This window comes from Natronorubrum bangense (assembly GCF_004799645.1).
Lineage (GTDB): Archaea > Halobacteriota > Halobacteria > Halobacteriales > Natrialbaceae > Natronorubrum > Natronorubrum bangense.
Genome location: NZ_CP031306.1, coordinates 67954 through 80372, shown reverse-complemented (window position 1 = coordinate 80372; position 12419 = coordinate 67954). Strand labels below are relative to the sequence as shown.

The window sequence follows — 12419 nt, the reverse complement described above, 5'->3', positions numbered from 1 at the left end:
TGGCGTCTATCATGGTGTGGGTCGTCTGCGCGACTCTAGCCGTGTTGTGACTGCTGTGTGGAAAAACCTGGCGTTCTCTCGAAGCGGGTTCGGTCGCGTAAGTTCACAATCTACTCGTAGGAGGCCCGCATGAATCTGGGTGTGAGCGTGGCTTCATGAGCTCGGTGAAAGGTGATTTCGGACGCGGACTCATCCTTATCCTCCCGATTCTGGTGACGGTGTTTCTCCTGTATACGCTCTATTCGTTTCTGGCGAGTGTGACGCCGGGGATTATTCTCAATGCCGACACGCTCGAGATCGTTGCTCCCGGCACCAGTGAGTTCGCTCGCGAACGGGTGGCTGGCTTCCTGCGGGTACTCACGTTCGTCGGATTTCTCGCCCTCACGATGTACGCCATCGGCCAGGTAACCGAGACGACGACCGGCGAACTTCTCGAAGGCCTTGTCGATTACGCAGCGAATCGTGTCCCCGGCATTCGAGTGATCTACAATGCGTCAAAAACCGCTACTGAGACCACATTCGGGTCCGAAGGCACCCTCCAGACGCCGGTCAAACTCGAGACGTGGGATGGGTTTCGGATGACCGCGTTCAAAACCGGGCGAACGACCCGGGATGGGCGTGTAACGCTGTTTTTGCCGACATCGCCAAACATCACCACAGGGTTCATCCTCGAGGTGTCGCCAGAGGAGATCACTGAACTGGACGAAACCGTCGAAGAAGCGCTTACACGCGTCGTCAGCGCCGGCTTCGGTGATGCAGACCGCGCGGAGACGGATCTCGAAGATGGGGTCACTGTCGTCGGAGAACTCCAGACGGATCGCAAGCGCCAGCAGTAGGGGCGTCACCATCGCAAGCGGTGGTGGGAAACGACACTCGAGGTATCGCTCAACGGACTGGTTTGCAGGGAGAGTCGGGACACATTGCGTGTCCACGACAGCCACCACTGTTCGCGTTCAGAACAGCGTATCGGACCTATCCCCACAGTCGCGACTAATACGAGCGATCGACTTGCTCCGGCGGCTCGAACGATGTCGTCAACTCGAGCAACTGGACGAGGATACGGCCGGTTGCGCCCCAGACGGTGTAGCCGTCGACGTGGAAGTAGTGGATGATGATGTCGCCGTAGTAGGGGTGGTCACGGCGCTCGTACTCGTAGTTGTCGGGGTCGAGCAACCCTGATAGCGGGAGGACGACGATCTCTGCGACCTCGGAGTCGTCGCGCTCGTACTCCCGGTCGGGAACGCGGGCGACGAAGGGCGTGACGGCATACTCCGTGATCGTCCGAATATCGTCGAGTTGCCCGATGACCTCGGTTTCGTGGGGCTCGAGGCCGATCTCTTCGTGTGCCTCCCGGAGTGCGGTGTCGAGAATCGTCTCGTCGATCGACTCGGTGCCACCGCCGGGGAAACTCATCTGCCCGGGGTGTTCGCCGAGATGGTCTGCCCGCCGGGTAAACAGCAGGTGGTCCTCGCCGTCGCGCTCGATAATCGGTGCAAGAACGGCTGCGTCGTACTCTTGATCGTCAATCTCGAGTGGGACGTGTGCCGCGACCGGCTCGAGGGTCATCGTCGTCTGTGGCATGTTGTCACACGCGTCTCTCATACGGTCGGGATTGAGTCGTCGGTCGGGTGCTCGGTCCACGAGGTCACGCTATCGCCGCCTCCAGTCTGTTCCGTTCGGCCGTGAGGTCGATCGGTGCCCACGCCTCGAGGTCGTAGCTGACATCGAGTAAGTGATCGATCCGGTCGTCATCGCCAGCATCGATCGCTGCCTCGAGTTGCTCGACAAACTGTTTGTGGGCCGTCTCACCGAGTGCATCGCGGTCGGGATCGCGCGGGTCGACATCAAGGATGTGGGGGACGTCCTCTGCATGGGTTGGGACCGATGGAAACGCCGTCGGACCGGCGACCAACAGCGGCTGGGCGTCCTGGTGTGGTCGCTCGTATCGGACGAGTGCGAACGACTCGAGTGCGTCATCGATTGCCGTCTCGAGGGCTGACTCATCGACGGACTGGCCATCGGCCCGGAACGCGGCTTCCGAGAGCGCTCGCTCGAGTTCGGGCCGTGTCAAGCCGCCGAAGAGGTCGACCACGCCTGCCAGTTCGTCGGCGGTCGCATCCATATCCGCCACAACGGGGGGTGGTCAGATTAGTCTTGTGCGCTAGAGTCGAGTTGGTCCGACTCGAGTCGTTCGTCGTGTCGGTCTGAGACAGGTTCGGTCGCCTCGAGGACGTCAGCTGGTTCGAACGGTGCGTCGATCCAGCGTGGCAGCCGGCGGTCAGGGCCTGGTGGGGCGATCGAGTCGACGTAGCGATCGAGCTGGTCGCGTTCACCCGATGGATCGTACGTGAGGCCGTTGATCGCTGCGTCGGCGCGGTACTGGTCGATCATGCGGTCGCCGGCCGTACGGTAGCGTTCCTGAAGGGTCGTGTAATCGAGGTCGACACCCCGCTCTTCGATGACACGCAGCAGTTCTCCGGCGACCGTCCGGCTCATTCCCTCGAGGCCGGTCTCGCCGGCGACCGCACGGTGGTCGTGTTCGTGGCGGCCGAGGTCGACCTGTGCGGAGCCGTCGAAGCCGGCGTGATCGAAGGCGTCACCGAGTGTCCCGACCTCGAGTCCCCAGGCACGTGGCGCCCGAAGCTGGCGGGTGAGATCCGCGGTGGCAGCGAACTCGCCGGCGAGTGCATACCGGAACGCGCCGAGGTAGTCGATGATCGGTGCGTCGTAGTCGGCCACGAGCGCACGGATGAGTGGAGCATAGAGCAAGCGGAAGAGCCGCCCGTAGAGCTGCTCGTCTTCGATGCGCGCGTAGTAGCCCTTTGAGAAGTCGAATCCCATCGAAAGCGGCGCGAGAAGTCGAGTGACGTGTGCTGCCTCGTAACTCCGGGCGTCGGCGTCGTGGACGACGACATACTCACCGGCCGCAGCGGCGGGCCCGAGAGCGAGCCAGACGTCTCGCCCTTTCCCGAAGCCGTCAGCCAGGCCGGCGCTGGTGAGAAGTTCCTCGACCGCAGGCGCATTACACCAGAGGACGCGAGTCGGAAGCGCAAACGACTCGAGCCACTCCCGAAACGGGCCGATCTGGTCGGCATCGGCGCGAACCGGAACGAAGACGCCAGCAGGGTCTGGCTCGAGCGTCTCGAGTTCCGAGAGCACGCGCTCGGCGGCCGGACTCCCGTGTTCGCGTCCAGCCATCGGAACGACGATCGTTGTCTCGGCGACTGCGTCTGCGGTGGGGACCGCTGGCGGGCCAGCCGTCCCGCTAAAATCGTGGAGCGTCGCGATTCGCTCCTGTACGTACTCCATCGGTGGATTGTTCGGCCGAATCGATAAAACGGCCACGACTCCGGCGAGATAGACTGTCACCGACCGCCGCTCGAGCTGCCGATTGATTGTCGACTGCTGTTGTCTGAATGATAGTACAGTTCAGATAAAGCACCGGTCTTTTTCTCCCCTACGTTCGTAGTAGACGAACATGAAATCTGTCCGGAAGGCACTCCGCGAAGGCGACCTCGAGAAAGACACGTACGATCGACTCGTCTGTGCCGAGTGTGGCAAGCCGTTAAAGACCGAGAACGATCCGGACCAGATCAAGACCGTCCGTATCTGTCCGGACTGCGATGCGGAGTGGAAAGAGATCCGGTAACGCGTCGTTTTTCAGCGTTGCCGTTCCGGATTCGGTCGATAGCGATCGCCCCGTCTCCAGCGACGGCGTTGTGTGCAGTCGAGCCGTGACGAGTCATGTTCGGTTCCGGCGACCGCCAACGAGGTCCAGCGCCGCTGTCTCCGTTATCCCGGCGTCGGCCACACCCGCCCGAGGGCAGTCCAAACCGGCTCGAGTCCGGGGTAGCCGTCACGACGCCAGAGTACGAACGCGATCGCGGCGAGGACGAACTCCGCGAGGAAAAACGGCTGGCCCAGTGAGTCCTGCAAGAGCGCGAGGATGGTTGGCGGCCCTTGTTCGTACTCCTCGACGGGCACCACCGGCCAGAGGAGATGTGTTGCACTCTCGTTTGGCCCCCAAAGTGCCGGCAGCGCATCGACAAGGGCGTGTGAGAGCGCACCGATCGTAAAGGCGATCCCGTACTCGCCGCGGTCGTAGTGGCTCGAGATAGCGAGGACGGCGACCGAGAGCGGGACGAGGAGGAGCAACGAGTGGGCGAGTGTTCGTCCCGTTGGGATAACGCCGAGATACCACGCCAGTGGCTTGTCCACGAGGTCGGGAAACTGGCTCCCGAAGACGAGGAGCAACGCCGGGATGTGTGCTGGCGGCGCGTCGAAGCGGGCTCGAGTCGCGATCGTATAACAGAGATAGGCGACGGCGACATGTCCGAGTGGCCACATACGCGTCAAACTGAGTGAGGGCGAATCATAACTGGCGTGGTTGTCTCGCAGACCACGGCGTCGGTCGGGTCGGTTGAGACACACGCGACAGAAACGACGGGGGACGCCGTTAGCCGAGGGCGTGCGTTTCGGACGCGTCGTCACGGCGGCGTCGAGCGACCGCCCAGACGACCACCGCGACCAGCCCGGAGGCGAGTGCCGGCCAGCGGTCGCTGCTCAAGTAGAGCCCGCCCGCCGGCGGCCGGTACCCAGTTAACGGCCAGAAGACGGCGTAGGCATCCCCTGTCGGTGTCATGAGCAACACGTCGAGGGCATGGTGGGAGAAGGCTCCGATCGCAAACAGCGCGAGCGCCTGTGCTCGATACTCGGGAGCGAGCAGGAGCGAGGCGAGACAGATCACGAGGACGGTCCCACCGAGAGTGTGCAGCGGCGACCACGAGAACGGCACACCGAGAAGCGCTGTCGCGAGGCCGTCCGGAACGAAGAGTTCGATCTTGACGAAATCAGGCGAGAGCGCGCCGATCATCACGAGCGTGACGTGTGCCGGTCGAATCCACTCGTATCGAAAGGAGAGCAGCGTCCCGATGATGTACCCAACGAGGACATGTGTGAGGATATCGGCCACGTTACTCACCACTGCTCGTCCGGACGTGTTGGTCGTGCTGGGTTTCGTCTCGATCGGGTTTGGGGTGTGTCGAGGTGCAGTCGGCGGTTTCCGATGCCTGCTCGGACGGAGCGACCGGCTGGCTGTTGTCGTCGTTCCGTCGTCGTGGGACGAACGCGAGTGTTGACCGGTCGAATCGCCACCCGCGGAGGAATCGACCAGCGACCCAGAGCCCGCCGATCATCGACACGATGTACATGTACGCCGTCTCGGACGGCTGGCGGGTCGTCGTCCGTTCGACGACGAGCGTCGACTCGTCCTCGAGGGTCCCGAAGGCGGCCACTCGGTCATCGACGTCCAACGGCCCAGCTGCGTTCTGGAGGCCATCGTCCGCGTCCACGAGGGTAAACCGTCCGTGCCCACTCGCTCGCGTCGCGATCACGACGGGGTCAGTGTCGACGACGAAGCCACCGAGGACGACCTGTTCGCCCACGTACGCCTCGGGTTCCGGAGTCACCTCGGTCTCGTCCGGATACTGACTCTCGAGTGGGTCAGCGGCCGTCGCTCCGACCCAGACCAGCGAGCCGACGAGGAGGGCACCGAGGACGAACACGGCGAGAACGCGACCGGACTGTCCGTACGGTTCCGACATGCGTAGTCCTCGAGGGAAACGCCGAGTCCGGGCAAATGTCTTCTGTTCTCCGCGCTGTGTTATCGGTCCCGATCGACGGTTTCGCCGGGCCGTGTGGTCGCGCCAGTACTCAGCTTCAGTCCAGGAGTCAGACTCGAGTTGATTCCCGTCTTGACGTCGTCACCGGCAACGATGCCGAACTTTCGCCGGCCGGTCGAGACGCGGTCGCCTTTCACGGTGAATTTGATGTCCGCATCGTCGTGGCGCAGGTTCGCGACGTTCGTTCCCGCACCGAGGTTGACGTCTCGGCCGAGCACGCTGTCACCGACATAAGAGAGGTGACTGACCGACGCACCCGGAGAGAGCACACTGTTTTTCACTTCCGCGCTGTGGCCAACTTTCGCGTCTTCGTCGACGAGCGTCGCCCCGCGAATGTAGGCGTTCGGGCCGACCGTCGCACCCGACCGAATCAGTGCTGGCCCCTCGATAACGACGCCGGCCTTTACAGTCGCGCCAGCTTCGACGACCACGTCCCCCTCGAGTGTCGCGTCGTCGCTGACGTCGCCGTCGATCCGGCGCTCGAGGTCGCTTACTTTCCACTCGTTGGCCTCGAGCAGTTCCCAGGGGCGGCCGACGTCGAGCCAGCGCTCGAGCGTGACGGGGCTGACATCGAACTCGTCGATGACGGTCGCGAGCACGTCGGTAATCTCGTGTTCACCGCGCTCGCTCGCGGGGACCTCGAGCCACTGGCGGGCCTCGGCGGGGAAGGCATACGCGCCCGCGTTGGCGAGGTTCGTCGGCGGGTCGGCTGGCTTCTCGACGATGCCGGAAACTGAGCCGCCGTCGGTACTGAGCACACCGTAGTTGCGCGGATCGTCGACTTCGATTGCACAGACGGCCGGACACTGCTCGAACAACTGGTCGATCGCCGCTGGATCGTAGAGGTTGTCGCCGTTCAACACGGCAAAGGGACCCTCGATATGGTCTCGAGCCGCGTTGACGGCGTCTGCCGTGCCAGCCTGTTCGGTCTGGACAGCGTACGAAACGGGGACGCCACGGTACTCTTCGCCGAAGTAGTCGCGGACGGTGTCGGCCTCGTAGCCGATGACGAGGACGACTTCGTTCGCACCGGCGTCGATCGCCGCGTCGATCGTGTGGGCGACAAGCGGCCGGTCTGCGACCGGCAGCATCGGTTTCGGAACTGAATCAGAGAGTGGTCGAATACGTGTGCCCTGGCCCGCGGCAAGGACGACTGCTTTCATGTATGGGCCTCTTCCATGAACCATCGGATAAGCGATTCGTTCATCACCGCGATTCGGTTGTCACCGACCATGACAGTTCGAAAGTAAAATTCGATCAGGCGCTGATTCACCGTCTCGACCGGCCGTCATACGATCTTCTGTACCGATTTGCCGCCGAACACCAGCGGCGGGATCGGTGATCGGCGGTACGTGACTACAGCAGACCGTCTCACTCGAGGCCGTCAGTCCTCGTTGGTCGTGATATCCGCCGACAGGCCCTGTGCCATCTCGATCTCTTCCGAGTTGTTCATCGTCCACGCCGTTCGTTCCGTGACGGCCTCGATGGCCTCACGCGCACTCGGATAGCCGTTGCCGGATTTCTTCACGCCGCCGAACGGGAGCTGTACTTCCGCGCCGATACACGGGAGGTTCGCATACGCCAGTCCGAGGTCAGCCCGGTCGCGGAAGGCGTTGAGTTGGCGGTAATCCTCCGAGATGATCGCACCCGCAAGTCCGTAGGGCGTGTCGTTGTGGACCTCGAGGGCGCGATCGATGTCGCCGTCGTACTCGAGTAAGGCGACGTGGGGGCCGAAACACTCCTCGTTCAGACAGCGCAGGTCGGGATCGTAGTCAATCTCGTAGACGAAGGGGCCGACCCAGTGGCCGTCTTCGTGGCCGTCGGGGATCTCGTCGGCCTCGAGTTCGAACCGGTTGACGAGGATGTCTGCGCCCTCTTCGCGGGCGAGTTCGTTGTGGGTGCGGATCTTCGCGACGTGGTCGGCCTCGATCGCCGGTCCCATGAACGTCGACGCCTCGAGCGGGTCGCCGACAGCGATATCCTCGGCGATCTCGACGAAACGCTCTTTGAACTCGTCGTAGACGTCGGTGTGGACGATCAGGCGCTCGCTCGAGACACAGCGCTGGCCGGTGGTCTTGAAGCTGGACATAACCGCCGAGTGGACGGCGATGTCCAGATCCGCGTTTTCGGTGACGATGATCCCGTTTTTGCCGCCCATCTCGCAGGCGGCGAGTTTGCCGGGTTCGCCACCGACCTTGCCGGCGATTTCGTGGCCGACCTCGGCGGAGCCGGTAAAGAGAACGGTGTCGACGCGTTCGTCGTCAGTGATCGCCGCGCCGGCGTCGCCGTAGCCCTGAACCATGTTGAAGACACCGTCGGGAATATCGGCGTCTTCGAACATCTCGGCGATGATCTGGCCACACCACGGCGTCTGCTCGGCGGGCTTCCAGACGACAGTGTTGCCCTCGACGAGCGCGATGGCCATATGCCAGAACGGGATCGCGACTGGGAAGTTCCAGGGTGTGATACAGCCGATTACACCCCGGGGCTTGCGGCGCATGTAGGCGTCTTTACCCGCGATTTCGGAGGGCACGATGTCACCGTGGGGGTGGCGGGCATTTCCAGCGGCCCACTCGACCATATGCCAGGCCTCGGTGACATCGGCTTTCCCCTCGGAAATCTCCTTGCCACACTCCTTGCTGACGATCTCGCCCAGTTCCTCGTGGCGATCGCGCAGTTCGTGGTAGATTTCCCAGAGGTACTCCGCCCGATCGATGTATGACAGCGAACGCCAGTCCTCGAACGCCTCCTGGGCGGCCTCGAGGGCAGCGTCGACGTCGTCTTCGGTTCCACGCTGGAACGTCGAAAGCGTCTCGCCGGTCGCCGGATTCTCGCTTTCAAACGTCGCAGAGTCGCTCGCATCGGTCCACTCGCCGCCGATATAGTGGCCGGATACTGCTGCTGTCGTTTGCTGACTCATACCAAACTAGACGACGAGTATCGTGAAAACCCTGCTGGTGGTTTACACGAAACACAACAGGGCGGTCACGTCTCCTCGTTGTCGGCTGCCAGCTCGAGTTCGGTCCGGAGCCCCATCGAATCGAACTCGTGATCGGGTCGCAGCCGGATGAAGTCGAGAAACCGCCGCGCCGAAAGCAGTTCGTCGGCGGTGTAGACGTCTGCAGCCGCGTCGACGGCGTCAAACGCACCGATTCGTGGCTCGAGAACGGCCAACGCACAGGCGAGATCGTACGCTGTGGTTTCGGCGACGCGGTCATCGTGGACGCTGGTGGCGTCGATAAAATAAAATTCGTCGTCACACAGCAAGATGTTCTCCGCACGCAGGTCGCCGTGGGCCATCCCGTGATCGCGCAACGCTGCCAGCATCTCGAACAGTTCCGTCGCTCGCTCGGCGACGAGCCAGTCGGGAGCGTCATCGAGCGTTCGAAACTCGGGCAGGTACTCGAGGACGAGGACACCCAGCCCGTTGACTTCGAAGGCGTCGATCGGCTGTGGTGCGTTGATACCGATCTCGCGCATCTGCTCGGTCGCCTCGTACTCGTGTTCGACCATCTCGCGTGGCGTGTCGAACCGGCCGAAAAAGCCGCCGGTGCCCGCCGACACCGCACCGACGTTGCGTCCAGTCGTCAACACGTCGTGGACGAGCGCGTTCTGTCTCGAGACGATCTTGACGAACCACTGCTCGTCGATCACACAGGGCGTCGACAACCAGTTGTCGGCCTCGAGAAACTCGACGCGGATACACTCTCGGTTGTAGCGATCCGCCAGCGTCTGCATCACGCGCTCGAGGCGGTCCCACTCGACGGTTCCTCGTGCGAGCCGGCGGATATCCATACGTCGGATGTGAGTGCCTGGGGGTTAAATGCGTCCCGAACTGTCGCCATCGAAACGTGTCGGTCGGTGGATCAATCGATACCTGGCTGAACGCTGCGAGACAGTACGCCAATCCCGACAACCACTCTCACGGATTGTGGCTGGGATCCAGAGCAGTATTGTTATCAGCAATGCAACTGAATAGTCGCCCAGTTATGGACGCGATCGACGACTTGAGTGACGCACTCGAGACGACGCGAAATCTCTTGACACCGGTCCGGCTCGGGATCTGGGTCAAACTCGCAATCGTCGTCTTCTTCGTGAGCTCACTCGGCATGGGTGGGCCGACGGTGCCCGGTGGAGACATCACGACGTTCGCCGACGAGCCGGGAATCGACGGAACCGAGGAGTTCGAATCGGAGTTCGGAGAGGAGTTCCCAGTTGAGGAGTTCATACTGGGGCTGCTCGTCATCGGCGCCATTGCGCTGGTGCTTTGGCTGCTTTACTCGGTTATCAGCGCGGTCATGGAGTTCGTCTTTATCGAGTCGTTACGCTCGAGTGAGGTCCATATCCGACGGTATTTTTCGGCAAACATCGGCAACGGGCTCCGGCTGCTCGTCTTTCAGCTGGGGGTGATACTCGTCACTGGTGCCTTGGCGAGTGCACCCGCGGCGCTCGTCTTTGTGCTGGGTGATTTCGGTGACCTCTCGGTCGGGCTGATCGGGCTGTACGCGCTGTACGGACTCGGGCTGTTTCTCATCTACTCGGTGATCCAGCGTTTTACCAGCGTGTTCGTCGTCCCGGTTATGCTTCAGGAAGACCGCGGTGTGCTCAGCGCCTGGAGTCGGTTCTGGTCGACGTTTACGGCCAACTGGACGGAGTACGTGGTCTATCTCGTGTTAGTCTGGATCCTCTCGATCGCGATTGCGATCGCCGCCTGGTTTGTCATCGCGTTCGGTGTGCTGGCACTGCTGATCCCGTTTGTGATCGTCATCGTCCTGTTGGTCTTCCTCGGAGAGATCGGTGTGTTACTGGCGATCCCCGTCGGCCTGCTGGCAGTTGTGTGCATCCTACTGTTCATCTCGCTCGTCTGGACGCCGATTGAGACCTACTTCCAGTACTACGCGCTGTTGTTGTTAGGCGATACGAACGCCGACCTCGATCTGATCCCGGAGCAGCGAGCCGCAGTGCGATCCGACGGCGGTGCCCTGACTGACCGAGACGATGACTGGAACGGCGACGACGGAGATGGGCGAGAGAACCGCGACCAATCTCGGAACGACGGCTGGTCGACAGACGACAGTGCCTCACGGAACGACGACCCGGACGACGAGTACGACCCATGGGATACCGACTCGAGTTCGTGGGACGACGACACCGACCGCGACGATAATCGGGGCTGGTAGCGACCGAACCAGTGTCATTGGGCCAGTATTTTTCAGACAGCTACCGTGTCGCCCACTGACTCGAGCGTACGACCGACCGCTCAGGGTGACACGATAGCCATCGATCACGACCGAGTTTGGCGGTGTGCTTATTCCGCTCGTTGGTGACAGTGCGGTATGGACACGGCGCTTCCCGACGAACACCGTATGATTCGGGAGACAGTCCGGGATTTCTGTGACACCGAAATCGAGCCGATCGCCCAGGCGATCGAAGACGAGCATCGGTTTCCAGCCGAGATCTTCGACCAGCTCGCCGAGCTGGATATAATGGGCGTTCCCATCGACGAGGCGTACGGCGGCCTCGGCGGTGATACGCTCATGTACGCACTCGTCGCCGAAGAGCTCGGTCGAGTCTCGGGGTCGATCGGGCTCTCCTACGTCGCGCATACGTCGCTGGGATCGAAACCGCTCGAGCTGTTCGGTACCGAAAGCCAGAAAGAACGCTGGCTGCGCCCGCTTGCGGAAGGCGAGACGCTCGGCGGCTGGGCGCTGACCGAACCGGACAGCGGCTCCGATGCGTCGGATATGGACACGACGGCGACGAAAGACGGCGATGAGTGGGTGCTGAACGGCACCAAGCAGTTCATTACGAACGCCTCGGAAGCAGGCTCGATACTCGTCAAGGCCGTCACCGACCCTGACGCCGGCTACGGCGGGATCTCGACGTTTATTGTCGACCCCCGAACGGACGACGGGTTCGAGGTCACGACGATCTGGGAGAAACTGGGGCTGAACGCCTCGCCAACCTGTGAGATTCGCCTCGAGAACGTTCGACTTCCCGAAGATCGCCTCTTGGGCGAGGAAGGCGACGGCTGGAGCCAGACGAAACAGACGCTCGATGGTGGTCGGATCTCGATTGCCGCGCTTTCGACCGGCCTTGCACAGGGGGCCTACGAGCACGCGAAGGCATACAGTATGGAGCGCGAGCAGTTCGGACAGCCGATTTCGACGTTCGATGCCATCCGAAACAAAATCGTCGACATGCATCGCAAAACCGAGCGCGCACGGCTGCTCACACACCGTGCTGCTCATACGTACGACAACGGTGAGCCCGTTACCCGCGAGTCCGCACTCGCGAAACTCGACGCCAGCGAGGCTGCTCGCGAGGTCGCTGAAGACGCCGTGCAAGTGCTTGGCGGCTACGGCTACACCACCGACTTCGCACCCCAGCGGTTCTATCGGGATGCCAAGCTGATGGAGATTGGTGAAGGAACCAGCGAGATCCAACAGCTCGTGATTAGCCGGGAGCTCGGCCTCTCCCCGAATTAAATCGTATGCTCGTACTCGTCGCCGGCCTCGCACTCGTCGGCTTCGGTGTCGCCGGACTCCGGTATGCACCGGCCATCGTCACAGCCCAGCATCGACAGGGGATGGCACCGCTCGAGGGTGACGAAATCGACGAAACAGATCGGATTCGAGCCACGAAGTGGGTCGGAGCCGTCTTCGTCATCGGTGGGCTTGCCCTCCTTGGCTACGGCATAGGGGTCGTCTGAGTCGAGTACCGATGGCGTCTGCAGCG

Annotated in this window: 14 protein-coding genes; 5 read left to right on the top strand and 9 right to left on the bottom strand. The window is 62.3% G+C overall.

Annotated features, from left to right (window positions below):
- The first annotated feature begins 155 nt into the window (after nt 1-155).
- Nucleotides 156-836 carry a DUF502 domain-containing protein gene (locus tag DV706_RS15790; RefSeq protein ID WP_006067944.1) on the top strand — a complete coding sequence of 227 codons (681 nt, stop codon included), beginning with the start codon at nt 156-158 and terminating at the stop codon, nt 834-836.
- 154 nt (nt 837-990) lie between these two features.
- Here the strand turns inward: DV706_RS15790 and DV706_RS15785 are convergent, their stop codons facing one another.
- The 3 genes from DV706_RS15785 to DV706_RS15775 form a co-directional block, all read right to left on the bottom strand.
- Complete coding sequence (locus DV706_RS15785) at nt 991-1581, bottom strand: NUDIX hydrolase (RefSeq protein ID WP_049890020.1); 591 nt, start codon at nt 1579-1581, stop codon at nt 991-993.
- A gap of 64 nt (nt 1582-1645) precedes the next feature.
- Entirely contained in the window at nt 1646-2122 is a 477-nt protein-coding gene (locus tag DV706_RS15780; protein ID WP_006067946.1) for a DUF7109 family protein, read from the bottom strand.
- A 26-nt stretch (nt 2123-2148) separates the two neighbouring features.
- Nucleotides 2149-3309 carry a glycosyltransferase family protein gene (locus DV706_RS15775; RefSeq protein WP_006067947.1) on the bottom strand — a complete coding sequence of 387 codons (1161 nt, stop codon included), beginning with the start codon at nt 3307-3309 and terminating at the stop codon, nt 2149-2151.
- Nucleotides 3310-3478: 169 nt separating this feature from the next.
- Here DV706_RS15775 and DV706_RS21530 point away from each other — a divergent pair, with 169 nt between their 5' ends.
- Nucleotides 3479-3649: an HVO_0758 family zinc finger protein gene (locus DV706_RS21530; RefSeq protein WP_006067948.1), complete on the top strand. Its 171-nt coding sequence runs from the start codon at nt 3479-3481 to the stop codon at nt 3647-3649.
- A gap of 143 nt (nt 3650-3792) precedes the next feature.
- Here DV706_RS21530 and DV706_RS15770 read toward each other — a convergent pair whose 3' ends face one another.
- The 6 genes from DV706_RS15770 to DV706_RS15745 all read right to left on the bottom strand — a co-directional run bounded on the left by DV706_RS15770 (nt 3793) and on the right by DV706_RS15745 (nt 9476).
- Nucleotides 3793-4347 carry a metal-dependent hydrolase gene (locus tag DV706_RS15770; RefSeq protein WP_006067949.1) on the bottom strand — a complete coding sequence of 185 codons (555 nt, stop codon included), beginning with the start codon at nt 4345-4347 and terminating at the stop codon, nt 3793-3795.
- Between the two features lie 109 nt (nt 4348-4456).
- A complete protein-coding gene (locus DV706_RS15765; RefSeq protein WP_006067950.1) occupies nt 4457-4972 on the bottom strand; it encodes a metal-dependent hydrolase in 516 nt (171 codons plus the stop codon).
- 1 nt (nt 4973) lies between these two features.
- The gene (locus DV706_RS15760; RefSeq protein ID WP_006067951.1) at nt 4974-5603 is read right to left on the bottom strand and encodes a hypothetical protein; all 630 of its coding nucleotides are present in this window, start codon (nt 5601-5603) and stop codon (nt 4974-4976) included.
- Nucleotides 5604-5662: 59 nt separating this feature from the next.
- Nucleotides 5663-6844, bottom strand: coding sequence for a bifunctional sugar-1-phosphate nucleotidylyltransferase/acetyltransferase (gene glmU / locus DV706_RS15755; RefSeq protein ID WP_136350762.1), 1182 nt, complete (start codon nt 6842-6844; stop codon nt 5663-5665).
- A 221-nt stretch (nt 6845-7065) separates the two neighbouring features.
- Nucleotides 7066-8601, bottom strand: coding sequence for an aldehyde dehydrogenase family protein (locus tag DV706_RS15750; protein ID WP_006067952.1), 1536 nt, complete (start codon nt 8599-8601; stop codon nt 7066-7068).
- Between the two features lie 65 nt (nt 8602-8666).
- Nucleotides 8667-9476, bottom strand: coding sequence for an RIO1 family regulatory kinase/ATPase domain-containing protein (locus tag DV706_RS15745; RefSeq protein WP_006067953.1), 810 nt, complete (start codon nt 9474-9476; stop codon nt 8667-8669).
- Between the two features lie 194 nt (nt 9477-9670).
- On the opposite strand from DV706_RS15745, the gene DV706_RS15740 reads away from it, so the two are divergent.
- From DV706_RS15740 to DV706_RS15730, 3 genes are all read left to right on the top strand, one after another.
- Nucleotides 9671-10861 carry a DUF7544 domain-containing protein gene (locus tag DV706_RS15740; RefSeq protein ID WP_136350763.1) on the top strand — a complete coding sequence of 397 codons (1191 nt, stop codon included), beginning with the start codon at nt 9671-9673 and terminating at the stop codon, nt 10859-10861.
- Nucleotides 10862-11017: 156 nt separating this feature from the next.
- A complete protein-coding gene (locus DV706_RS15735) occupies nt 11018-12169 on the top strand; it encodes an acyl-CoA dehydrogenase family protein (RefSeq protein ID WP_006067955.1) in 1152 nt (383 codons plus the stop codon).
- A 5-nt stretch (nt 12170-12174) separates the two neighbouring features.
- Nucleotides 12175-12393 carry a hypothetical protein gene (locus DV706_RS15730; RefSeq protein WP_006067956.1) on the top strand — a complete coding sequence of 73 codons (219 nt, stop codon included), beginning with the start codon at nt 12175-12177 and terminating at the stop codon, nt 12391-12393.
- The last annotated feature ends 26 nt before the right edge of the window (nt 12394-12419 follow it).

Bases quoted from the DNA above. Each gene is read 5' to 3' on its own strand.
- DV706_RS15790 (WP_006067944.1), top strand. From the start codon at position 156: ATGAGCTCGGTGAAAGGTGATTTCGGACGCGGACTCATCCTTATCCTC.
- DV706_RS15785 (WP_049890020.1), bottom strand. From the start codon at position 1,581: ATGCCACAGACGACGATGACCCTCGAGCCGGTCGCGGCACACGTCCCA.
- DV706_RS15780 (WP_006067946.1), bottom strand. From the start codon at position 2,122: ATGGATGCGACCGCCGACGAACTGGCAGGCGTGGTCGACCTCTTCGGC.
- DV706_RS15775 (WP_006067947.1), bottom strand. From the start codon at position 3,309: ATGGAGTACGTACAGGAGCGAATCGCGACGCTCCACGATTTTAGCGGG.
- DV706_RS21530 (WP_006067948.1), top strand. From the start codon at position 3,479: ATGAAATCTGTCCGGAAGGCACTCCGCGAAGGCGACCTCGAGAAAGAC.
- DV706_RS15770 (WP_006067949.1), bottom strand. From the start codon at position 4,347: ATGTGGCCACTCGGACATGTCGCCGTCGCCTATCTCTGTTATACGATC.
- DV706_RS15760 (WP_006067951.1), bottom strand. From the start codon at position 5,603: ATGTCGGAACCGTACGGACAGTCCGGTCGCGTTCTCGCCGTGTTCGTC.
- glmU (WP_136350762.1), bottom strand. From the start codon at position 6,844: ATGAAAGCAGTCGTCCTTGCCGCGGGCCAGGGCACACGTATTCGACCA.
- DV706_RS15750 (WP_006067952.1), bottom strand. From the start codon at position 8,601: ATGAGTCAGCAAACGACAGCAGCAGTATCCGGCCACTATATCGGCGGC.
- DV706_RS15745 (WP_006067953.1), bottom strand. From the start codon at position 9,476: ATGGATATCCGCCGGCTCGCACGAGGAACCGTCGAGTGGGACCGCCTC.
- DV706_RS15740 (WP_136350763.1), top strand. From the start codon at position 9,671: ATGGACGCGATCGACGACTTGAGTGACGCACTCGAGACGACGCGAAAT.
- DV706_RS15735 (WP_006067955.1), top strand. From the start codon at position 11,018: ATGGACACGGCGCTTCCCGACGAACACCGTATGATTCGGGAGACAGTC.
- DV706_RS15730 (WP_006067956.1), top strand. From the start codon at position 12,175: ATGCTCGTACTCGTCGCCGGCCTCGCACTCGTCGGCTTCGGTGTCGCC.